The organism is Telluria sp. ZT3P25, assembly GCF_059685895.1.
Window position 1 is genome coordinate 940,308 of the sequence record NZ_JCASIJ010000002.1, and the last position, 22,272, is coordinate 962,579.

Here is a 22,272-nt window from a genome sequence, read left to right on the forward strand (position 1 = left end):
CTTCGGCCGCCCCGCCTTCAACTGGACACCCATGACGGACCGATCCGATGGCGGCCCGGCGATCCACATCGCCTGGGAGTGCCTGAGCAATTTCATCCGCGACGACGCGTTCAGCGCGCGCCTCGTGCTGCGCAATGATGGCGGTGCGCCTATCGCGCCTGGCTGGACGCTGTGCTTCAACACCTGCCGCAAGATCCTGGCCGAGACGGTCAGTGCCGGCTACGCCATCGCGCACGTCAATGGCGACCTGTTCGCACTGTCGATGCCGGGTGGCGACGCCTGGATGCCGGGGCAGACACACACGCTCGACTACGAAGCGCTGCACTGGGCGATCAGCATCACCGATGCGCCGCTGGGGTTTTACCTGCTGCCGGGGCAGGGCGGCGCGGCCGTCGACCTGGGCGATCCGGTCATCGCGCCGTTCGTGCGCATTGAGCAGCGCCAGCGCAACCGGAGCGACGCGGTGCCCACTGCCGATGCGGCCTGGCGCTTTACCCAGAATGCGGCGCTGTCGTATCTGCCCGAGGCCGAGGTCGGGCGTATCACGCCGTGTCCACGCTCGGCGCGCTTTACTGGCGGCGAGTACCTGCTGGGACCCGACGCGTCGATCGTGCATGGAGCAGGGCTGGACAATGAAGTGCGGTTCCTGCGCGCGCTGCTGGCCGACCTGCCGCCGGGCGAGGGCGCGGTGACGCTCGCCATCGGACCGGTCACCGAAGCCGGGGATGAAGCGTATTCGCTCGACATCGACGATCAGGGCGTGGTGCTCACGGGCGCCAGCGCGCACGGCGTCTTCAACGGCCTGCAAAGCCTGGCGCAGCTGGTCTCGCCCGATGGCGTGCTGCCCATGGGGGCGGTGCAGGACGCGCCGCGCTATGCCTATCGCGGCATGATGCTCGACGTTGCCCGCCACTTTTCCAGCGTCGACACCGTGCTGCGCCTGCTGGACTGCATGGCCGCGTATAAACTCAATCGCTTCCATTTTCACCTGACCGACGACGAGGGCTGGCGTCTGGCGATTGCCGCCTTGCCCGAACTGACCGCCATTGGCGCGCAGCGTGGCGTTGCGCATCCCGGCAGACCGTGTCTGCCACCGTCGTTTGGCTCCGGCGCCGCCATCGATGCATCCAGCGGCAGCGGCTTCTATACGGCCGACGAGTTCGTCACGATCCTGCGCCATGCGAAAGCGCGCCACATCGATGTGATCCCCGAATTCAATCTGCCGGGCCACGCTCGCGCGGCGGTCGAAGCGATGCGCGTGCGGCATGCGCGCCTGATGGCAGCGGGCGACCTCGCCGGCGCCGACGAGTATTTGCTGAGCGACCCGGCCGATACGTCGGCCTATGAATCGGTGCAGCTGTGGCACGACAATGTGATGTGCATTGCGCTGCCGTCGGTCGATCGCTTCATCGACACCGTCGTCACTGAAGTGGCGGCGCTGTACCGCGCAGCAGATGCACCGCTGCAGGTGCTGCACACGGGCGGCGACGAAGTCCCTGGCGGCGCCTGGGTCGGTTCGCCCGTCTGCCAGGCCAGCATGCGCGCGCATGGCTGGACGGATGTGCGCGAGTTGCGCGACGACTTCCAGGCGCGCTGCCGCGCGATTCTGGCGCGTCACGGCATCGCGTTTGCGGGCTGGGAAGAAACGGCGTTGACACCGCGCGCCGATGGCGTGCTGGCGCCCGACCGGCGCCAGGCCGGGCGCGACTTCCATGTCTATGTCTGGAACAACGGCGGCTTGCCGCACGAACGCGATTGCGCCACCGAACTGGCCGCTGCCGGTTTCGACGTCGTACTGGCCAATGCCACCAGCCTGTATTTCGATTTTGCCCACGCCAAGCATCCGCTGGAGCCAGGCTATTACTGGGCCGGTTTCGTGGGCACGCGCGACGCATTCGATCTGGCGCCGAGCACCGGCGTCACCGGCCTGCAAGGCCAGCTATGGGGCGAGAACGTGTGCTCGCGCGCGCGGCTCGAGTATCTGGCCATGCCGCGCCTGCTCGGCCTGGCCGAACGCGCGTGGTCGCCACAGGACACGAAGCCGGACTGGAATGAATTCGCCAACAGACTCGGGCGGCGCGAGCTGCCGCGCCTTGATCGCCATGGCTGGCACTACCGCCTGCCGCCGCCGGGCGCCCTGGTAGAGGACGGCGTGCTGCGGGCGAATACCGCTTTTCCGGGACTGGGCCTGCATTACACTGTCGATGGCCGCGACCCGGACGCGGGCAGTCCCCGTTACGTTCACCCGGCGCCGCTGCATGGCGTGCGCGTCGTGAAACTGGCCAGCATCGACACGCACGGTCGCGTGAGCCGCATCGTCACCCTACATCTGGAATCGCCATGAACGAGACGCTGGTCGCTGCTCCGGTCAACCATGCGCCACGGCGCCACCCGCTGTCATGGGTCCCCACGCTGTACCTGGCGCAGGGCTTGCCGTTCTATGCGGTGGCGCTGGTCGCCGGCCAGATGCTCAAGAGCATGGGCGTGCCGAACGACCAGATCGCCCGCTGGACGGGGCTTCTTGGCCTGGCCTGGGCCTTCAAGGCGCTGTGGAGTCCGTTCCTGGAACTGGCACCGAGTCGGCGCATGGCGGTCGTCACCTGCCAGATCTTTGGTGGCGCCTGCCTGGCCCTTGTTGCGCTGGCCCTGCAACTGCCGATGTGGTTTGCCTTGTGCCTCGCGCTGCTGGCGATCGTGTCGCTGGCCTCAAGCACCCACGACATCGTCGCCGACGGCATCTATATCAGCAGCCTGACGTCGCGCGAGCAGGCGGCGTATGCCGGCTGGCAGGGCGCCTTCTTCAACGCCGCCAAGTTCCTCTCGCTCGGCGGGCTCTTGATCCTGGCGGGCGAACTCGAAGAACGCTTCGGCATCGCTTCCGCCTGGACCGTCGTGTTCCTGCTACTTGGTGGCCTGATGGTGACGCTGGGCCTGTACCACTGGCACGCGCTGCCGGCCACGCCCAAGCTCGCGGGGCGGATCCGTCATGCGCGCGACGTCAAGGCCACGCTGGCCGACGTGTTCAAGACCTTCTTTGCCAAGCGCGGGATCTGGCTGGCGATCCTGTTCATCATCCTGTTTCGGGCCGGCGAAGGGCAGATCCAGTCGATCGGCCCGCTGTTTCTCCGCGACGCGCGTGAGGCCGGTGGCCTGGGCTTGAGCACCGCGCAGGTGGGCTGGGTGTACGGCACCGTCGGCACGGCCGCCTTTTTGATCGGCAGCATTGCGGGCGGCTACTTCACGGCGTGGCTGGGCCTCAAGCGCGCATTGCCGCTGCTGATCCTGGCGATGAACCTGCCCAATGCCGTGTTCTGGTACCTGAGCGACGCGCAGCCCGTCTCGATGCCGTTAATCGTCAGCGCACTGGGGCTCGAGATGTTTGGCTATGGCTTCGGCTTTGTCGGCGTGATCCTGTTCATCATGCAGGTCGTCGCCAGCGGCCCGTACCAGGCGGCGCACTATGCGCTGGGCACCGGCTTCATGCAACTGGGCTTTGTGTTGTTCCGCACGATCAGCGGCGACATCCAGCAGGCGCTGGGTTACCGGGATTTCTTTCTGTGGGTGCTGGTGGCAGCGCTGCCGGTGCTGGTGCTGAGCCGCTTCATGCGCATCGAGGCGCCTGGCGAAGTCAGCGCCGCTTGACGGGAAGGGCCAGCCAGCCCTGCCAGCCGCCATCTTCGGTGCGCGCGACCTTCTGGACATGGGGCCGCGTCGCATCGAGCCGCCACACGCTCTGGTGTTCGAGCCAGTCTTCGTACATCGCGCGAAAGCGCGGCCACTCGCCGCGAAACTCGAGGATCGCCACCATTCCGGCCGGCAGCACGCGCAGCCCCAGGCCCGGGTCGGCCAGCACGCCGGCGTCGAAGCCGAAGTCGTAGCAGTATTCGCGCTCGCCCGTAAACCCCGGATCTTCGTCAAACACGCCGTACCACGGCGCCCCGCGTGGCATGCCGGCGCTTTCCTGCGCGCAGATAAAGGCATTGCAGGCCAGCGACAGCGCCGCGCCGGACTGGCCGAAGAAGCGCTGGTAGCGCAGCTGCAGGGCCGGTAACTGGCGCAGCGTGACGCGCGCGGCGACGCTGCCCGGCACGGGAGCGCAGTAAGGGGCATTCAGCGCGGTGAGTTCGCCCGGCTCGGCGACAAAAAAACTGACATCGCTTTCGCGCCCGACCTGGGCATCCATATAGATGCGCCAGCCGCCGTCGCGCCAGGATTTGGCGGGCATGCCGAACTGCTGGCGGAAGGCCTTGGCGAACGCTGCATTGGACGGAAAGCCGCAATCCTGCGCGATGCGACCGACGGGCACGTCCGGTTCATGGCGCAGCAGGTGCGCGGCGCGGCGCAGGCGCCGCTTGCGCTGGTATTCCACTGCCGAAAAACCGGTCAGCTCTCGGAAGATGCGGTCGAAGTGATAGCTCGAATATTTGGCGGATGCGGCCAGGCTGCCCAGGGCAAGCGGGTCGCCGACCGAATCGAGCATCAGGTCCATGACTTCGTACAGGCGCGACAGACGCGACACCGACACCCGGGGCGCCACGCAGGCGGCAGCAGGTAACATGCGGTGCGTGAAGGTGGCGTGGGCGGCGTGGGTCAGTGGCATATTGAAGATCGTCATGACAGCGTTGATGAATTATGCGACCAAACCCGCTGCCGCGGCGAACTATGTGTAGCCTGAAAAATACAAAAATGTCACGTATGGACAGCTAGCACGGGAGAATTGTTGCGCCGCAGCAAGTTGGCAATTCATTTACAATTGCGTGGTCATTTGATTATCACAACGCCCCGCGCGTTCTGTCTCTGGAGAAATTATGCAGACAGCATTATCGGCGGGCTTCATTCTCGCCATTGTTCTGTGGGGCGTTATTTCGCCCGACACCATGGGCCCAGTCTTCGAGACCGCGCTTGCTACCGTCACCCGCAACTTCGGTTGGTTCTACCTCTGGGTCGTTCTCGGCATGGTGGTGTTCGTTGCCTTCCTGGCCTTCAGCCGTTACGGCAACCTCAAGCTCGGCGGCGATGACGACGAGCCGGAATTCGCGTTGGGCAGCTGGTTCTCGATGCTGTTTGCCGCCGGCATGGGTATCGGCCTCGTGTTCTTTGGCGTGGCTGAACCGATCTCGCACTATATCGAAGCGCCGCCCGGCACCGTGTCGAACACGCCGGAAGCAGCGGGCGCTGCCATGCGTTACACCTTCTTCCATTGGGGTATCCACCCGTGGGCGGTGTACAGCGCCGTGGCTTTGGCCATTGCCTTCTTCCAGTACCGGCGCGGCGGTGTCGCCCTGGTCAGCACCGTGACGGACGCGCTGCCATGGCCGATCGTCAAGCACATGGGCGGGTTCTTCAACGGACTGGCCGTGGTTGCGACTGCCTTCGGTGTGGCAGCGTCGCTTGGCGTGGGCGCGCTGCAGATCAACAACGGCCTGAACACCGTGTTCGGCCTGCAAGTGAGCGAGGCGTCGCAGATCGGCATCATCGTGTTGGCTACTGTCATGTTCCTCGGCTCAGCCGTCAGCGGTGTCACGCGCGGCGTCAAGATCCTCTCGAACGCCAACATGTCCCTGGCCGCGCTGCTGGCGCTGGCCGTGTTCATCCTTGGCCCGACCGTGGCGATCATCGACACGCTGACCAGCACGCTGGGCAACTACGTTACCGAATTCGTCCGCATGAGCCTGCGCGCGACGCCGTTCCGCGACAGCACCTGGGTCGGCAGCTGGACCATCTTCTACTGGGCCTGGTGGATTTCGTGGTCGCCATTCGTGGGCCTGTTCATCGCCCGCGTCTCGCGTGGCCGCACGATCCGTGAATTCATCCTGGGCACCATGCTGGCGCCGACGCTGGCGGCGTTCATCTGGTTCTCGATCTTTGGCGGCACGGCGCTGCACATGCAGATCTGGCAGCAGATCCCGATTGCCGACGCCGTGCGCGCCGACACGGCCACTGCGCTGTTCGCGATGTTCGACGCAATGCCGTTCGGTATGCTGATGTCGGGCGTGGCCACGATCCTGGTGCTGGTGTTCTTTGTCACGTCGGGCGATTCGGCCGTGCTGGTACTGGGCATGATGAGCAGCGGTGGCAATCCGAATCCATCGACCCGCACCAAGCTGTTGTGGGGTGGTTTGATCGCCGGTATTGCGATCAGCCTGTTACTGGCGGGGGGGCTGAAGGCGCTGCAGACAGCGACCATCGTGTTTGCCGTGCCGTTCTCTCTGGTGATCATCCTGATGTTGATCTCGCTCTGGCGTGGGGTGCGTGAAGACTGGGCAGCGCACGAGAAGCAGGAACGCGAACTGCGCCGCCGCGTGCGCCAGATCGTCGAAAAGTAAGCGTTCATTTCGTACGACACGAACGGCCAGCCGCAGTTGCGGGCTGGCCGTTTTTCTTGGGCGCAGGTGCTCTGGCACGCTGTCAAATTTCCTGTGGTTATCGACTTGGCGTGCTGATGGACAATGTCACGTAGGCGCATGCGCCGCTGCCCCGCAGTGTGTGACCTGGCGAACAGAGCATCAATCGTGCGCCTCCCAAAGTAGGTGTTTTATTCACCGAACGCCTCACGAAGGGAACCCAATGAAAGCACTTGTCTACAACGGACCATGCGACGTCCAGATCAAGAACGTGCCGGACGCCACCATCGAGAAGCCAACCGATGTGCTGGTGCGCATCACCACGACCAACATCTGCGGCTCCGACCTGCACATGTACGAAGGCCGTACCAGCATGGAAACGGGCCGCATTCTGGGTCACGAGAACATGGGTGAAGTCATCGCTGTCGGCAAGGCTGTCGACCGCGTCAAGGTCGGCGACATGGTCTGCCTGCCATTCAATATCGGCTGCGGCTTTTGCGAAAGTTGCGAGCGCGGCCTGACTGGTTTTTGCCTGACCTGCAACCCGGGCAACGCGGGCGCGGCCTACGGCTTTGCCGGCATGGGCCCGTACAGCGGTGGCCAGGCTGAACTGCTGCGCGTGCCATACGGCGACTTCAATTGCCTGGTGCTGCCAAAGGATGCGCAAGAAAAGGAAAACGATTACGTGATGCTATCGGATATTTTCCCGACCGGCTATCACGCGACCGAACTGGCGCAGATGAAGCCGGGCGACTCGGTGGCCATCTATGGCGCCGGTCCGGTGGGCCTGATGGCCGCGATGTCGGCCTTCCTCAAGGGTGCGAGCCGCGTGTTCGTCGTCGACCCGAACAAGGACCGCCTGGCGCTGGCCGAAAAGATGGGCGCGATCGGCATCAATGACATCGAAGGCGATGGCGCCGCGCAGATCAAGGAACTGACGGACGGCCAGGGCGCCGATTGCGGTTGCGAATGCGTTGGCTACCAGTGCTGCGACAAGCACGGCAAGGAAGTGCCAAACCTGACGATGAACAATCTGGTCGAAGCGGTCAAGCCAACCGGCGGCATCGGCGTGGTGGGCGTGTTCCTGCCGGAAGATCCGGGTGCGAAAGACGAGCTGGCCAAGGAAGGCAAGCTGGCGTTCGACTACGGCAAATTGTGGTTCAAGGGCCAGCGCATCGGCAACGGCCAGGCTAACGTCAAGGCGTACAACCGCAGCCTCGCCAAGCTGATCCACGCCGGCCGCGCCAAGCCGTCGCAGATCATCTCGCACGAGCTGTCGCTGGACGAAGCGCCGCACGCGTACAAGAAGTTCGATGAGCGTGCTGATGGCTGGACCAAGGTGATCCTCAAGCCTGGCCAGTAAGGTTCAACGTGGACCGGGGACATCCCGGTTCACGTCATCGCTGAAAGGAGCAGGGTCATGACGACAACGTTCAAGGCTGGCGACAAGGTGGAGTGGGCGTCATCCCAGGGCACGGTCACCGGCAAGATCAAGAAGAAGTTGACGGCGCCGACCGACATCAAGAGTCACCATGTCGCGGCGTCCAAAGAACATCCGGAATACCTGGTGGTCAGTGACAAGACCGGCGCGGAGGCGGCGCACAAGGCGTCTGCGCTGAAGAAAGCGTAACGCCTTTGCTGCTCGAAGGGCTAGCGCTGCGCTGGTGCTGCCTGCTGTTTCGTTCCGGTCTGGACGACGCAACTGCGCTTGCACTGCTGGAATGACTTCTCACACGCCCCAGTCCGGTCCATCCGGCGGTGCGTGTCGCCTGCAGCCTGCAGGGCGCGCGCACCTTGGCCCGGCACTTCACCCTCGGCCGTTCGCGCCAGCGGATTGCGGGCAGCGGTCTCAGGCGGTGGCATGAAGCGCTCCTTGCCGCCCGAACTGGCCTCGACGCGGCATTCGCGCTGCGTCGATTCGCACATCGATGTACAAAAATTGGTGTCGGCAGCCAGCGCCGAGCTGGTTGCCAGCATGCCGAGGCACATTATCAGCGAGGCTGCCGGCGTAGCAAGGCGAGTCAATGCAAGTCGGAATGTCATGGCTTGAATTCGAACGTGGAAAATTGCTAGTCTACGGCATCGAACATCATTCAAAACTCGCGCATTCTCATCTGCGTCGCCTGTGCCTTAAGATTCGGTTCATCTTGCCGCGCAAGCATGGCAAGGCAAGGCATTTCATCTACTCATCCCACACTATGCGCATCCTGCTCGTCGAAGACGACCTTTCCCTTGGCGACACCATCCAGGCCTGGTTGCGCCTCGATGGTCACGCTGTCGACTGGGTCCAGCGCGGCGACTCCGCGCAGACGGCCCTGATGACGCATCACTATGATTGCGTGCTGCTCGACCGCGGCTTGCCAGGCTTGTCCGGCGATGCCTTGCTCGGCCAGTTGCGCGCCGCCGGAAACGGCGTGGCCGTCATCCTGATCACGGCCTTCAATGCGCTGGCCGATCGCGTCGAGGGCCTGGATCTGGGCGCTGACGACTACCTCGTCAAGCCGTTCGAGCTCGAAGAAATGTCGGCCCGCATCCGCGCGGCCGTGCGCCGCGGCGCGAATCAGGTGAGCAATGACCTCGTGCATGGCGAGATCGCCCTGAACCTGGACACCAAGGTGGCCAGCCTGCGTGGTGCGCCCGTCTCGCTGACGGCGCGCGAGTACAACGTGCTGTACGCGCTACTGCTGCGCAAGAACAGCATCGTCACCCGCGCCCAGATCGAAGAGACGCTGTACGGCTGGGGCGACGAAGTCGAGAGCAATGCGATCGAAGTCTACGTGCACAATCTGCGCAAGAAGTTCGGCAGCGACAGCATCGTCACCGTGCGCGGCCTGGGTTACCGGATGAAGAACGATGGTGAATGAGTCGCCTGTGCAGCCTTGGTCGCTGCGCCGGCGCCTGCTGACGGCAATCGTTGCCGCCAGCACCGTGCTGTGGCTGGCGAGCCTGGGCATCGTCACCGTCATCGCCTGGCAGGAAACCAACGACGTGTTCGACGATGCGCTCGAAGAATCGGGCCACATGATCATGGCCGCCACCACCGACTGGAACGAGCGCGGCCTGTTGCTACGGCCAGGTCTCGAAAGCCGGCCTGGCCGCAAGGTCGACATGCAGTACCAGATCGTAGCGGACGGGCGCGTCATCCAGCGTACCGGGGGCGCGCCCGCGCAGCCGTTCGTGACGGATTTCGATGAGCAGGACGGCTTTGCCGACGTGCGCAACAACGGCGATCCGTGGCGCGTGTTCGTCGTGCGCGACGCGGCGCGCAGCGTCGAGGTCCAGGTCGGCCAGCAGCAGAGCAAACGCGTCGACATCCTCGAAGAGCTGGCCGAATCGCTGTGGCTGCCCGTGCTGGGCTTCCTGCTGCTCCTGGCGCTCGTGTGCTGGGTGCTGACCGGGCGCGTGTTGAAACCCCTGCGCCAGACGGCGGCAAGCATCGCGGCCAAGACGCCGCACGACCTGACGCAGGTGTCCACCGCCGGGCAGGCGCGCGAAGTGCTGCCGATCGTGCAGGCGCTCAATGGCGTGCTGGGCCGCCTGGAAGCGGCGCTGCAGGCCGAGCGCCGCTTCACTGCCGACGCCGCGCACGAGCTGCGCACACCGCTGGCGGGCCTGCACATGCATGTGCAACTGCTGCAGCGCCAGCATCCCGAACTGGCCGCGCCGTTCCAGAAGCTGCGCCACGATATCGCGCGCACGACCGGGCTGGTCGACAGCCTCCTGACGCTGGCGCGCCTGGACCCGCTGGCGCGCGAACAGCTGGTGCGCCAGCCGGTGCCCTTGCCGGCGCTGCTTGAGCGCCTCATGGACGCGCATGCGCAGGAAGCGGCGGGGCGCGGCATCCGCATCGCCGTGCACTGCGAACTCGACTACGTGGAGGCCGACCTGCAGATGCTCGACATCGTGCTGCGTAACCTGCTCGACAACGCGCTGCGCTATTGCCCGGACGGCAGCCGCATCGAGATCGATGCGCGCCGGCATGGCGGATTCGACCGCATTGCCGTGCGCGACAACGGCCCGGGAGTCGATGAAGCCAGCCGCGCGCGCCTGAGCGAGCGCTTCTTCCGCGTGCTGGGGCAGGGCCAGCCGGGCAGCGGGCTCGGGCTGTCGATCGTCAGGCGCATCGCCGATCTGCATGGCATCGCGCTGACCTTCGGCACAGGCCTGGACGGGCGCGGACTCGGTGTGACGCTCGACTTCGACGCGTCCTTAAGATCGGTTTAATGTCCCGTCGGTGTAATGCGTCTGTGCCTGCCAACGCTGTGCAGGCAACGACCCACCAACTACCGAGGACTGACCATGAAACGTATTTCGCACATCGCCTGCATCGCCCTGTTGATCACCGGTTCGGCCGCTGCTGTCGCCCAGACCGCTGCAAACCAGACTGCAACGCCGGCTGCAACCGCCACCGTAGCGCCAACTGCCACCCCGGCCACCAAGGCCGTGCCAGCGGGCTATGCCGGTCCATCGGGCGCGCCGTTGATGACCGCCAAGGACTTGCTGGCCAATGGCAAGGACGACCAGTACGTGCGCCTCAAGGGCAAGCTCACCAGCCACAAGGGCGACGAGAACTACGAGTTCATCGACGCCAGCGGCAAGATCATGGTCGAGATCGACGCTGATCGATTTCCGGCCGGCGTGACGGTCGATCACAACACGCTGGTGGAACTCACCGGCGAGTTCGACAAGGAAATGTTCGGCGACTCTACCGTGGACGTCGAGCAGATCAAGGTCGTCGCGCAGTAAGAATTGACGTGTTCGGGCGATAATGGTGACTTCGCCGCCATGATTGCCCGATTCGCCCATGCATTACGATTACGCCGACCTGACGCACAACTTCGACGCCGGCGCCCTGAAGCGTGGCCACGATTACGCCGATGACGGCCATGTCCTGGTTGCGCAGTGGCAGGCCGACCGGCTGATTGGCGAAGTTGCCGGCAGCGGCGGGGCGATTTACCATCAGACCATCCGTGTGTTCACGCGGCGCGAGCAAATCAACTTCGACGGTCGCTGCACCTGCCCGGTCGGCTACAACTGCAAGCACGTGGTGGCGGTCCTGATCAAGGACATCGAGTGCCGCGAACGCGAAGCCCGACAGGCGCCTGGTGCGGCCAACGCCGTCGCGCAGCACTGGCTCATGCAGCTCTCGCAGCTGAGCCAGATCACGCAGCCGGCATTGTCGGGCACGGGCGCGGTGACCATACTGGCCTGGGTCCTGGTGCCGGATCTGCATGGCCACTACCGGCTGCATCTGCGCAAGGGCCGCCAGGGCAAGCGCGCCGGCATCGGCGCCAGTTCCAGCGACGTCAACCATCACGGCCTGCTGCGCGATCCGCCCGCCTGGATTGCGACCGGTGACGTCGAGCTGCTGCGGCAGTTCGCCGGCCTGGCGGCTGCCTCGGGTGGCCTGGGCGTCGCGCGGCCAGAAGGTGCGCTGGGCGCACGCTTGCTGGCGCAACTTGTCGCGCAAGAGCGGCTGCTGCGCGCCCACACGCCAGAGGATCTGGCCCGTGGCCGGGTTGCGCCGCTGCTGGCCGGTCCGAAGCGCGCGGCCGTGATCGACTGGCATCCGCTCGACGGCGATCCCGATGCGCTTCAGCTGAGCTGGCAATTTGCCGGTGGCGGCGCGCGCGAACAGCAGATTCCCGACGAAGTATTGCCAACCGAACCGGCCTGCTACATCGATGGCGACCTGATCGGGGAGCTGACGCTGCCGGCTTTGCTGGCGCCGTTGCCGCTGGAGATGCTGCTCGGCGCGGTGGAGCAGGCGCCGCTGCTGTGGCCGGAGCACCGCGCCAGCGTGGCGACGCGCATGGCCGAGCTTGGCCTGGATGGCGTGTTTCCGCTGCCGCAGGTACTCGAAACGCGTGAGCGCAGCGACGTGGCGCCGGTGCCCCTGCTGGTGCTCGACAGCATGCTGGCCAGGCAGCGCGGCGACTACCGCTGGTACGACCATGCGACGCTAATGTTCGATTACGACGGCTGGATCGCGGAGCCCGACGACGGGCCGGTGCTGCGCCGCGTCGAGAACACCAAGGTCCAGCTCATCGTGCGCAATGCCGCGCTCGAGGCAGCGGCGCGGGCGCTGCTGACCGGGCTCGGGTTTGCCGAACCGCCACCCGACTCGCCATTGCTGGATCTGCCCGGCGCCTTGCAGCTTGCCGACGAGGCGGCCTGGGTCGGCTTCGTGCGCGATGCGCTGCCGCGTCTGGAGGCGGCCGGCTGGCAGGTCGAGATCGAAGGCGATTATCGCTACCACCTGGCCGAGGTCGACGACTGGTACGCCGAACTCGATGAAGAAGGCGAGGGCGGGCAAGCCTGGTTCGCGCTCGAGCTGGGCATCGTCGTGAACGGCCAGCGGCACGCGCTGCTGCCCTTGCTGCTCAAGATGATCCGCGCCGCGCCGCAGGAGTTCGACCCGGTGGTCCTGGCCACGCGCGCCGACGAGGGCGACCTGGTGATCGAGCTCGACGACGAAACACGCGTGGCCGTGACCTGGGGCCGCATCAAGCCGATCCTGGTCACGCTGGGCGAGTTGTACTTCAACGAGCGCATGGGCAGCCGGGTGCGCCTGCCGGTGATGGATGCGGCGCGCCTGGCCGAACTCGAGCGGGCCGCGCACCTGCGCTGGATGGGCGGCGAGCGCCTGCGCGCACTGGGCCGCAAGCTCAACGATTTTGACGGGATCCGGCCGGTCGAACTGCCCGTTGGCCTGCAGGCCGACCTGCGACCCTACCAGCGCAGCGGCCTGGCCTGGCTGCAGTTCCTGCGCGAGTACGAGTTCGGCGGCATCCTGGCGGATGACATGGGCCTGGGCAAGACGATCCAGGCACTGGCCCACATCCTGGTTGAGAAAGAAGCGGGGCGGCTCGACCGTCCGGCGCTGGTCGTGGCGCCCACGAGCCTGATGCCCAACTGGCAGGCCGAAGCGGCCCGCTTCACGCCCGGCCTGCGCGTGCTGCTGTTGCACGGCAAGGAGCGCACGGCGCTGTTCGATGGCATCGGCGACGCCGACGTCGTCCTGACCACCTACGCGCTGCTAGGGCGCGATGAAGTGGCGCTGCGCGGCCATCGCTATCACCTGTTGATCCTCGATGAAGCGCAGTACATCAAGAACAGCCGCAGCAAGGCGGCGCAGACGGCGCGCCTGCTCGATGCGCGCCATCGCCTGTGTCTGACCGGCACGCCGGTGCAGAACCACCTGGGCGAATTGTGGTCGCAGTTCCATTTCCTGATGCCGGGCTTGCTGGGCGACGAGCGGGGCTTCAACACCGTGTTTCGCAAACCGATCGAGCAGGGTGGCGACATGGGGCGCAAGGACCTGCTGGTGCGGCGCCTGAAACCGTTCATGCTGCGCCGGACCAAGGACAAGGTAGCGACCGAACTGCCGCCCAAGACCGAGATCATCCTGCCGGTCGAGCTCGGTGGCGTGCAGCGCGACCTGTACGAAACGGTGCGCGTGGCGATGGACCGCAAGGTGCGCGACGAGATCGACCGCAAGGGCCTGGCGCGTAGCCACATCGTGATTCTCGAAGCGCTGCTCAAGTTGCGTCAGGTGTGCTGCGATCCGCGCCTGCTCAAGACGGGTGCGGCCGGCGGTTCGGCCAAGCTCGAGGCGCTGATGGAATTGCTCGATACTTTGATCAGCGAAGGCCGCAAGGTGCTGGTGTTTTCACAGTTCACGAGCATGCTGGCGCTGATTGCCGATGAACTCAACGCGCGCAGCATCGCCTACGTCGAGCTCACCGGCAGCACGGTCGACCGCGCCGCGCCGGTCGCTGCGTTCCAGGCGGGGCAGGTGGGTGTGTTCCTGATCAGCCTGAAGGCCGGCGGCGTGGGCCTCAATCTCACGGCGGCCGATACGGTCATCCACTACGATCCCTGGTGGAATCCGGCCAGCGAAAACCAGGCCACCGACCGCGCCTGGCGCATTGGCCAGACGCAGCCGGTGTTCGTCTACAAGCTGATCGCGCGCGGCACGCTGGAAGAAAAAATCCAGGACATGCAGCGCCGCAAAGGCGATCTGGCCAATGCCCTGCTAGCGGGGGATACCGAACTGGCGCCGGCCATCGGGGCTGACGATCTGCGCGAGATTTTCTCGCCGGTCGAGCACGCACGGCCATAACGCAACAGGCCCGCCGAAGTGGCGGGCCTGTCAGGGTTGGCGCGACCTTGCGGTCAGCCGACCTTAAGCTTTTTCGAGATGCGCCGAGAGTTGGCCGCGCAGTTCGTGACCGCTCGAGTGCGTGTAATCCTTGTTGAGCTCATGCGTGATGAGCGCCTTGACCTGCGGATCGATTGCGGTGCGCAGCAGGCCCAGGAACTCGGGCGAGGCGGACACGATCAGATGCTGGTACTGGCCTTTCTGCTGCCCCTGCAACAGGTACGCGGCAACGTCCTTGGCAAACTTTTGTGCTTCGTGTTCGGCTGGCGTGACGGCTGGCTGATAGTCGCTGCCCGGCGCGCCTGCCTGTGTGGCGTGCTCGAAACCGCCACCCTGACCGCCGCCGATATTGTGGCCGCTATTGCCGGCCGAGCGTGGGCTCAGGCGGTCGGTCACGATGTCGCTCACGCGCCCCTGCGCAGCAGGATTGACCATGTCTTCCACTTCTTGCAGCGACTTGGCAGATTTGGCATCGGCAAAAATACGTGCACGACCGGCATTGGCCGCGATAATCCAGGTTGTAGGCATAGAGTCCCCTGATTGAATGGTGAGTGGGCGCATCTGGCGCTGCGAAGCCTTGGCCCCGGCTGGCGCGATGCGCATGAAGGCCATCGCCGACAGTAACGGACACGAACGACGCACAGCATCGGCCCGTGTTCCCTGCCTGGCGACAAGTGATGATTTAGTATAGCCCCGTCAAAAAATCCACGTCGCACCGCGTTCCTGCCGTGCGCGCCTGGGCAGGCGATGAGATACCAAATGGATCAATTTGCCCGTGGACGTGCAGTAGCGTACTGAACGGGGACGCTGCAGGGCGCAAGATGGATCCATCGACACTGCAAACACGGAAGGAACATTATCATGGGTAAATTCTTCATTGGCTGGCTCCTGGGCATCCCGGTCGTTGTACTGGTCATCCTGTACCTGATCTTCTAATCGACGATCGCGGTAGCAGCAAACAAAAACGCCACCTTGCGAGGTGGCGTTTTTGCATCCGTACATCACGGCGCCTTCGCGCCGTGTTCGTCGACAGTCAATTACCAGCCGATATCCTTCAGCAGTGGCAGCGTCAGATCCTGCGGCGGCGACACCGACAGGGTCAGGTCCGAATTGATGCTTGGCTCCATCAGCAGGTTGGGCGATGCCGTCACGTCCCAGTGCGAGACCGACGAACCGGCTGCCAGCACCGCTGGGGTGTACAGCAGCGGACGACCGAGCGAATCGGCGCCAGCCTTGCGGGTCGGATCGGTGGCCAGCGACGCGATCACCACGCCTGGCTGCGAACGCGTGCCGTATGGCTTGGCGGCGGCGACAGCGGCTTTCAGCGCATCGCCAGCAGCTTGCGTGATGCCGGCCGACGGGATGGTGACGGTTGGATCGGCGCCGCCCGGTGCGATGTCGCCGGCAACGTTATTCGCCAGCAGAACACCGACTGCACCAGCGTTCTGTGCATTCTTCACCTTGACGGCGAAGCCGCACGCGCCGCGGCTGATGATCGGCACCTTGCCGCGGACTGCTGCCGCATTGGCCGCATTGAATGGTTCACAGCCAGGACCGGTTTCACCATCCTGTGGCGTGATCGTGGCCAGTGCACCAAGCGAAGCGACGGCTGGCAGAGTCGGGCCGAAGGCCGACGCCGAGTAGCTGATGAACGGCAGCATGCCGGTTGGCGTCGCCGCTTTCAGGATCGGCTGCGAGCGCAGAATGCTGGCGCCGGCGACCGAGTTGGCGCCGGTCCAGGCCAGGCCCAGCGGGTTGATGGCCGAGACGCGGCGTTCGGCCGACGTCATGTTCAGCCAGCTCTTCTTGGCCGTGTTGTCGTACATGAACTCTTCCCAGACACTTGGCAGGCCGCCGGTGGCGACATACGACGAACCAGCCGCATTGATGCGGTAGCCAGTCGAAGTCTGTACGCTGACGACCGAGAAGCCCAGGCCGTGGCCCAGTTCGTGCAGCAGGGTTGCTGCGAAGTTCACATTGCTGCCGGCATTGCCGTCCAGGCCCAGGTAGAAGCTGCTGCCTGCGAGGCAGTTCGGCTGGCCGAGGTTGACGTTGAACTGGGTCTTGATGTCGACGTTGCCATAACCGGTGCCGTCGTCAGGGATACCATTGGTCAGGTTGACACCGGCCAGCTTGTTGGCCAGTGCCGCTGGATACCAGGTGTTTGGCTTGCCGCCTGGGAAGTTATTCCAGATGTTCCAGGCGCCGGCGCTGCCCAGCGTGGCCGAGGTGGCGGTGCAGGTCAGCGGTTCCCAGCCGGCCGACACGGTGATCGTCACATTGCTCTGCAGATTGCGTTCCCAGATATCGGCAACGTGGCGGTACACGTTCATGCGTTGCTGGCCGAGGGTGGTGCCGTTATTACCGCCAACCGGTGCTACCGGGGTCGGATCGTTGAAGCCGAAGCCGGCTGGATCGCGGCTCTGGATGGTGATGGTTGCAGCTTGCGCAGCGATGCAGGTCAGGATGCTGGCGGTGGCCAGGACGGTGCGTGCGGCGGTGAGCGAGAAGGATGGGGTGCGCATGATTAATCCGTGACAGGCGTAATGGTGTGAACGTGGCCGGTCGAATCGGCATTCTGGGTGTCGCCGTGCGTGACGCTGATGCTGCCATCGGCGTTACGAACCGCCACTGACGTGGTCATGAACTCGTCGGTCAGGCGGGCGCCGCGCGCGCCGCTGCTGTGGAATTTTTGCAGCGTTGCTTTCGGTGCGATGCGTGCCATTGCCTTGACGGACTGGGCCTTCAGCGCGACGGCTTCGTCGGGCGTGGCGCCGCGCAGCTTGCCGGTTTCGGCATCGCGCACGACGGTCAGCGATTCATTCGAGACGACTGGCGCTTCCTGGGCAATGGCGGACTGGCCGGCGAAACCCATCAGGGCAAGAGCAATGCCGGCGGCGCGCAGTGCGCGCAGGCCGGTTTGTTGTTTCTGGAACATGACAATCTCCTGGGAAAACATATTCGATGCAAAATGTGCGAAGCGCAGCGCGCTTCGGCAGACAACGTGGCGTGGAGCGCTCAGGCGCGTTTGCGGCGACGTGCGGCAACCAGGCCCATGGCGCCAGCGGCCAGGATCATGATGCTCGACGGTTCAGGTACGTCGACGACCAGGGAGTCGATGCCGACGTAGTTCGCGGTAGCATTGTCACCGGTGTACTGGAAGGCGAAGCGGGCGCTGCCAGCGGTTGGGCCGATGTAGGCGAAATACTGCGTCCAGCCGGAGCCGACACTGATACTCGGCATCAGATCGATCATGGCGCCAGCGGCGTCGACGAAGCCAAATGCGATGTTGTCGTCGTAGGTGGCGGCGTCGTCGGCATTCAGCCAGAACGAGACGGTTGCGCCAATCAGGGTCGAGAATTCGGGGGTGTACAGCCAGTTATTGATCGTGCCGCCATCGGCAGCATTGTTGTAATTCGCTGCCACATAGCTGCGATCGTTGGAGCCTTCAGCGGCGCCCTGGCCGTAGAAGCCGACACTGCCTTGGAACCAGCTGGTGGTACCAACCGGGGAACTCTTGTTGTCCACGACCCAGCCTTTGCCCTGCAGGCTGCCTACATCATCAAAACCTTCTTCAATCACGACCCCGGCGAACGCCGAGGACATCATTCCGGAAACCAGCAATGCAACAAGTGCTTTCTTCATTCTGATGCGCTCCAAGTGTGTACGATGAACGGCGCTGCATTCGTGTCACAGCCCCTGTATCGGGTGTCGTAACGATCATTCGACGACTATCGGGTGTAATGCACATTACGTGCCAGCAAAACAGAGCGTTGATTTCTATGAAGAATATTTTTCGAAATGAAAATTTCGTAAATAATTGTAAGATTTTCCGACAAATTTCATACGCTTGTCACATAAATAACGACACTTTATTTTCCATTTCATGCGCTGACGCTATTTTGTTGCCATTGAGTAGGTTTTGTTGATGATTTGTCAGTGTGGCAGGACGCTGTCTTTACAGCGCTTTTTTTCTGGAACAGGACCGCGATGCATCCTCTTTTTCCCCTGCTTGCTGCCACCTGCCTGCTGGCCGGTTGTGCTGCAGTACCAACGCCCGTCGCTGGCGACAGCTTCATGGCCACCCTCAGAACGATGTGTGGCCAGCGCTTCGAGGGCGGCCAGACTTATGCGATCGATCCGCACAACGAGTTTGCCAACAAGACCATCTCGACCGAAGTCATCTGCAGCACGGCCGATGTACGCATGCCGCTCAAAGTGGGTGAAGATCGCTCGCGTACGTGGATTTTCACGCGCCCTGCAGCAGGGCTGGAATTGCGCCATGACCATCGTCACGCTGACGGCACTCCGGACAGGGTAACGATGTACGGCGGCATGGCGCAGCCCGGCGGCACTGCCCGCGCGCAGGCATTCCTGGCAGACGCCTATACGGCCAGGTTGGTTCCCGGCGCCGACACCAATCTGTGGACCGTGACCGTCAGCGAGGATGGCGCCGTGCTGACTTACCGCCTGGAGCGACACGCCCGGCCGCGGGCCGAGTTCGTCATGAAACGCGTGCCGGGTTAAAACAGCATTCAGTGCATCCCGCAATCCGGCATGCCATATCAGGCGCAGCGGCGTTTTTGCCAGCCAATCCCGCCCCGTTCGACACCGTTGCATGCCATAGCGACAAGATAATTTTTAGATAGCTATAATCAATCGGTCGGCGTCTTCGTCCCATTGAAAGAGCTTCATGCGCTTCAGATCCATTCAATTGTCCCTGCGGTTCATCGTTCCCCTTGCCATTGTGTTGGCGTTGTTCGGGTACTTTGCCATTCCGTGGATGGAAAATCTTACCCAGCGCTGGTTCGTGCGTGACCTGGACACGCGCTCACGTCTGGTGTCTAGCACGCTGCAACAGCCCTTGCTGACCTATCTCGAAGATGGTTCGGGCGAACGCATCAACGATGCGTTCGAGCGCGCGATCCAGGACGAGCGCCTGTATGCGCTGGCCCTGTGCTCGACTGACGGCATGCTGCTGTACAAAACCTCGACCTATCCGGCCACGCTCGGTTGCCGCGAGGGGCAGGTCAGCAACGAGGAGGACGGTTCGACGTCCAATCCCGTGGTGCGCCTGGCAGAGGGCCCCGTCCATGTTTCCACGCGCGAGCTGATGCAGGACGGCGTCTCTGCCGGCCGCCTGGTGCTGGTGCAGGACATGAGCTTCATCGAGCGCCGCAGCGCCGACACCAAGAAATACATCCTCGGCCTGTTTGTGCTGATGGCTGGCGCGATTTCCATGATCACCGTGATCATCGCCCATCTGAGCTGGCATGGCTGGGTGGCCGGCATGCGTGAAATGCTGCGCGGCGAACTGTTGCCGCGCTCGCCACGTCCCGGTGCGACCGAGCCCGTGCCGGCCGAAGGCGACATGGCGCCGCTGGCCAGCGAGTTCCGCGCCATGCTCAACGATTATCAGCGCGAGCTGGCTGCCAGCCCGGTCGAGTCAACGACCTGGAGTCCCGAAACGCTCAAGCTGCTGCTGAACCAGGACCTGGCCGGCGACCAGATCCTCGTGGTCTCGAACCGCGAGCCCTACATCCACGTGGCCACACCCAATGGCGTGAAAGTCCAGCGTCCGGCCAGTGGCCTGGTCACGGCAGTGGAAGCCGTGATGCGCGCCTGTTCCGGTACCTGGATCGCGCATGGCGCCGGTTCGGCCGACCGCGAGACGGTCGACGCCAATGACCACGTGCCGGTCCCGCCCGATAACCCGAGCTATACGTTGCGCCGCGTCTGGCTGTCGAAGGAAGAAGAGCAGGGCTATTACTACGGTTTTGCCAACGAAGGCCTGTGGCCGCTGTGCCATATTGCGCACGTGCGCCCCGTGTTCCGCTCGACCGACTGGGCCGAGTACGTGCGCGTGAACCAGCGCTTTGCCGATGCCGTGATCGCCGAAGCGCGCTCCGACAACCCGGTCGTGCTGGTGCAGGATTATCACTTCGCCCTGCTGCCGCGCATGGTGCGCGCGGTGCTGCCGAAGGCAACCATCATCACGTTCTGGCACATCCCATGGCCAAATCCGGAGTCGTTCGGCATCTGCCCATGGCGCGAAGAAATCCTCGACGGCATGCTGGGCAGCACGATCCTGGGCTTCCATACGCCGTTCCACCGCAAAAATTTCCTCGACACGGTCGACCGCTACCTGGAAACCCGCATCGAAGACGAAGCATCGACCGTCAGCTACGGCAACCAGCTGACGCAGGTGAAACCGTATCCGATTTCCATCGCGTGGCCTGACGAAATCCCGGGCGAACCCGATATCGCCGCCTGCCGCGCCGAAATCCGCCAGTCCCTGTCGCTGCCGGCCGACCAGTTGCTGGGCATCGGCGTCGACCGTCTCGATTACACCAAGGGCATCGTCGAGCGCTTTGAAGCGGTCGAGCGCATGTTCGAGCTGTATCCCGAAATGATCGGCAAGTTCACGTTCGTGCAGATCGCCGCGCCCACCCGTTCGTCGCTGGATGAATACCAGAACCTGGAAACGCGCGTGCGCGGCCTGGCGCAGCGGATCAATGACCGCTACGCCAGCGGCACCTACCTGCCGATCGTGCTGAAAACCGAGCACCACGAACAGCGCCAGTTGCGCACGTACTTCCGCGCGTCGGACGTCTGCAGCGTGACCAGCCTGCACGATGGCATGAACCTGGTGGCCAAGGAATTCATCGCCGCCCGCGACGACGAAGGCGGCGCGCTGATCCTGAGCCAGTTCACCGGCGCAGCGCGCGAGCTGCATGAAGCGCTGATCGTCAACCCGTACCACATTGAAGAGGGCGCCGAAGCCCTGTACCAGGCGCTGCGCATGCCGCGCGACGAGCAGCGCGAGCGGATGCGCAGCATGCGCCGCCGGGTGCGCGACTTCAACGTCTACCGCTGGGCCGGCCGCATGCTGCAGGATGCGGCGCGCCTGCGCCAGCGCGAGCGCGTCAAGTCGCGCATCGTCTCGCTCAGTCAGGACCGTGTGCGCAGGGGGGAAGCATGACCGCTGCGACTGACAACCTGCAGGCCGCACTCGACCTGCTGGCCGCGCCCGATTGCGCGCTGTTTCTGGACTTCGACGGCACGCTGGTGGACATCGCGCCGCTGCCCGACCAGGTGATCGTCACCGACATGCTGCATGCCGCGCTGCCGCTGCTGCAGGCGCGCCTGAAAGGGCGCCTGGCCCTCGTGTCCGGCCGCCCGATCAACGAGCTCGACAAACTGCTGGCGCCGCTGACGTTCCCTGCGGCCGGCGTGCATGGCATGGAGCGACGCGGCGTCGACGGCGTCGTGCGCCGCCTGACGCCGCCCGACTTCGCCCTGGTGCGCCAGGCTGCGCAGGGGCTGGCGGCGCGCCATCCCGACCTGTGGGTCGAGGAAAAGCACGGCGCGCTGGCGCTGCATTTCCGCCAGGCGCCCGAATTGCAGGCGCTGTGCACCGACGCGATGCGCGTGGCGGTGGACGCCAGCCCGGGCCTGTTGCTGATGGAAGGCAAGATGATCGTCGAGGTCAAGTCGAACGCCGTCAGCAAGGGTACGGCGATCCGCGATTTCCTGGCCGACGCGCCGTTCGCCGGTTACCGGCCCCTGTTCATCGGCGATGACACGACCGACGAAGCAGGTTTTGCACAAGTACAAAGTATTGGCGGGATCGGCCTGAAGGTCGGCCCGGGCCCCACTGTGGCCCAGTGCCGCATCGCGTCGGCGGAACAATTGCGCATCGTACTGTCGCAAGCAGCCGCCGCGCCAACCATTGGAAAGGACATACCCCATGAATGATGATTC

18 protein-coding genes are annotated in these 22,272 nt (G+C 64.3%); 12 read left to right on the forward strand and 6 right to left on the reverse strand.

The window, feature by feature from the left end:
• Positions 1-31 precede the first annotated feature (31 nt).
• A complete protein-coding gene (locus tag AC56LY_RS22810) occupies positions 32-2,344 on the forward strand; it encodes a family 20 glycosylhydrolase (protein ID WP_499583371.1) in 2,313 nt (770 codons plus the stop codon).
• The gene (locus AC56LY_RS22815) at positions 2,341-3,642 is read left to right on the forward strand and encodes an MFS transporter (RefSeq protein ID WP_499583372.1); all 1,302 of its coding nucleotides are present in this window, start codon (positions 2,341-2,343) and stop codon (positions 3,640-3,642) included. The genes AC56LY_RS22810 and AC56LY_RS22815 overlap by 4 nt, the downstream gene beginning before the upstream one ends.
• Here AC56LY_RS22815 and AC56LY_RS22820 read toward each other — a convergent pair.
• Positions 3,629-4,615 (reverse strand): helix-turn-helix domain-containing protein, encoded by a 987-nt coding sequence (locus AC56LY_RS22820; protein WP_499583373.1) that lies wholly within the window; start codon positions 4,613-4,615, stop codon positions 3,629-3,631. The two genes, AC56LY_RS22815 and AC56LY_RS22820, sit on opposite strands and share 14 nt — an antisense overlap.
• A 193-nt stretch (positions 4,616-4,808) precedes the next feature.
• Between AC56LY_RS22820 and AC56LY_RS22825 the strand changes: the two genes are divergently transcribed.
• From AC56LY_RS22825 to AC56LY_RS22835, 3 genes are all read left to right on the forward strand, one after another.
• A complete protein-coding gene (locus AC56LY_RS22825) occupies positions 4,809-6,326 on the forward strand; it encodes a BCCT family transporter (RefSeq protein ID WP_499583374.1) in 1,518 nt (505 codons plus the stop codon).
• Between the two features lie 241 nt (positions 6,327-6,567).
• A complete protein-coding gene (locus tag AC56LY_RS22830) occupies positions 6,568-7,707 on the forward strand; it encodes a glutathione-independent formaldehyde dehydrogenase (RefSeq protein ID WP_332530513.1) in 1,140 nt (379 codons plus the stop codon).
• Between the two features lie 57 nt (positions 7,708-7,764).
• The gene (locus tag AC56LY_RS22835) at positions 7,765-7,974 is read left to right on the forward strand and encodes a hypervirulence associated TUDOR domain-containing protein (RefSeq protein WP_499583375.1); all 210 of its coding nucleotides are present in this window, start codon (positions 7,765-7,767) and stop codon (positions 7,972-7,974) included.
• 20 nt (positions 7,975-7,994) lie between these two features.
• On the opposite strand, the gene AC56LY_RS22840 is transcribed toward AC56LY_RS22835, so the two are convergent.
• The gene (locus AC56LY_RS22840) at positions 7,995-8,321 is read right to left on the reverse strand and encodes a hypothetical protein (protein WP_499583376.1); all 327 of its coding nucleotides are present in this window, start codon (positions 8,319-8,321) and stop codon (positions 7,995-7,997) included.
• 221 nt (positions 8,322-8,542) lie between these two features.
• Between AC56LY_RS22840 and AC56LY_RS22845 the strand changes: the two genes are divergently transcribed.
• From AC56LY_RS22845 to AC56LY_RS22860, 4 genes are all read left to right on the forward strand, one after another.
• Positions 8,543-9,208 (forward strand): response regulator, encoded by a 666-nt coding sequence (locus tag AC56LY_RS22845; protein ID WP_499583377.1) that lies wholly within the window; start codon positions 8,543-8,545, stop codon positions 9,206-9,208.
• 7 nt (positions 9,209-9,215) lie between these two features.
• On the forward strand, positions 9,216-10,568 hold the full coding sequence (locus AC56LY_RS22850) for an ATP-binding protein (protein ID WP_499583378.1): 1,353 nt from the start codon (positions 9,216-9,218) through the stop codon (positions 10,566-10,568).
• Positions 10,569-10,643: 75 nt separating this feature from the next.
• Positions 10,644-11,090 (forward strand): YgiW/YdeI family stress tolerance OB fold protein, encoded by a 447-nt coding sequence (locus tag AC56LY_RS22855; protein ID WP_499583379.1) that lies wholly within the window; start codon positions 10,644-10,646, stop codon positions 11,088-11,090.
• Between the two features lie 58 nt (positions 11,091-11,148).
• Entirely contained in the window at positions 11,149-14,469 is a 3,321-nt protein-coding gene (locus tag AC56LY_RS22860; RefSeq protein WP_499583380.1) for a DEAD/DEAH box helicase, read from the forward strand.
• Positions 14,470-14,532: 63 nt separating this feature from the next.
• On the opposite strand, the gene AC56LY_RS22865 is transcribed toward AC56LY_RS22860, so the two are convergent.
• From AC56LY_RS22865 to AC56LY_RS22880, 4 genes are all read right to left on the reverse strand, one after another.
• Positions 14,533-15,036, reverse strand: coding sequence for a host attachment protein (locus AC56LY_RS22865; RefSeq protein ID WP_499583381.1), 504 nt, complete (start codon positions 15,034-15,036; stop codon positions 14,533-14,535).
• 509 nt (positions 15,037-15,545) lie between these two features.
• Positions 15,546-17,033, reverse strand: a complete 1,488-nt coding sequence (locus AC56LY_RS22870) for a PA domain-containing protein (protein ID WP_499583382.1) — start codon at positions 17,031-17,033, stop codon at positions 15,546-15,548.
• Positions 17,034-17,035: 2 nt separating this feature from the next.
• Complete coding sequence (locus tag AC56LY_RS22875; RefSeq protein ID WP_499583383.1) at positions 17,036-17,446, reverse strand: post-PEP-CTERM-1 domain-containing protein; 411 nt, start codon at positions 17,444-17,446, stop codon at positions 17,036-17,038.
• An 80-nt stretch (positions 17,447-17,526) separates the two neighbouring features.
• Complete coding sequence (locus tag AC56LY_RS22880) at positions 17,527-18,153, reverse strand: choice-of-anchor J domain-containing protein (protein ID WP_499583384.1); 627 nt, start codon at positions 18,151-18,153, stop codon at positions 17,527-17,529.
• Positions 18,154-18,498: 345 nt separating this feature from the next.
• On the opposite strand from AC56LY_RS22880, the gene AC56LY_RS22885 reads away from it, so the two are divergent.
• The 3 genes from AC56LY_RS22885 (at position 18,499) to otsB (ending at position 22,266) form a co-directional block, all read left to right on the forward strand.
• A complete protein-coding gene (locus tag AC56LY_RS22885) occupies positions 18,499-19,035 on the forward strand; it encodes a hypothetical protein (protein ID WP_499583385.1) in 537 nt (178 codons plus the stop codon).
• A gap of 166 nt (positions 19,036-19,201) precedes the next feature.
• Positions 19,202-21,490 (forward strand): alpha,alpha-trehalose-phosphate synthase (UDP-forming), encoded by a 2,289-nt coding sequence (locus tag AC56LY_RS22890; RefSeq protein ID WP_499583386.1) that lies wholly within the window; start codon positions 19,202-19,204, stop codon positions 21,488-21,490.
• The gene (gene otsB / locus AC56LY_RS22895) at positions 21,487-22,266 is read left to right on the forward strand and encodes a trehalose-phosphatase (RefSeq protein ID WP_499583387.1); all 780 of its coding nucleotides are present in this window, start codon (positions 21,487-21,489) and stop codon (positions 22,264-22,266) included. Before AC56LY_RS22890 ends, otsB begins: the two co-directional genes overlap by 4 nt.
• Positions 22,267-22,272: the final 6 nt, after the last annotated feature.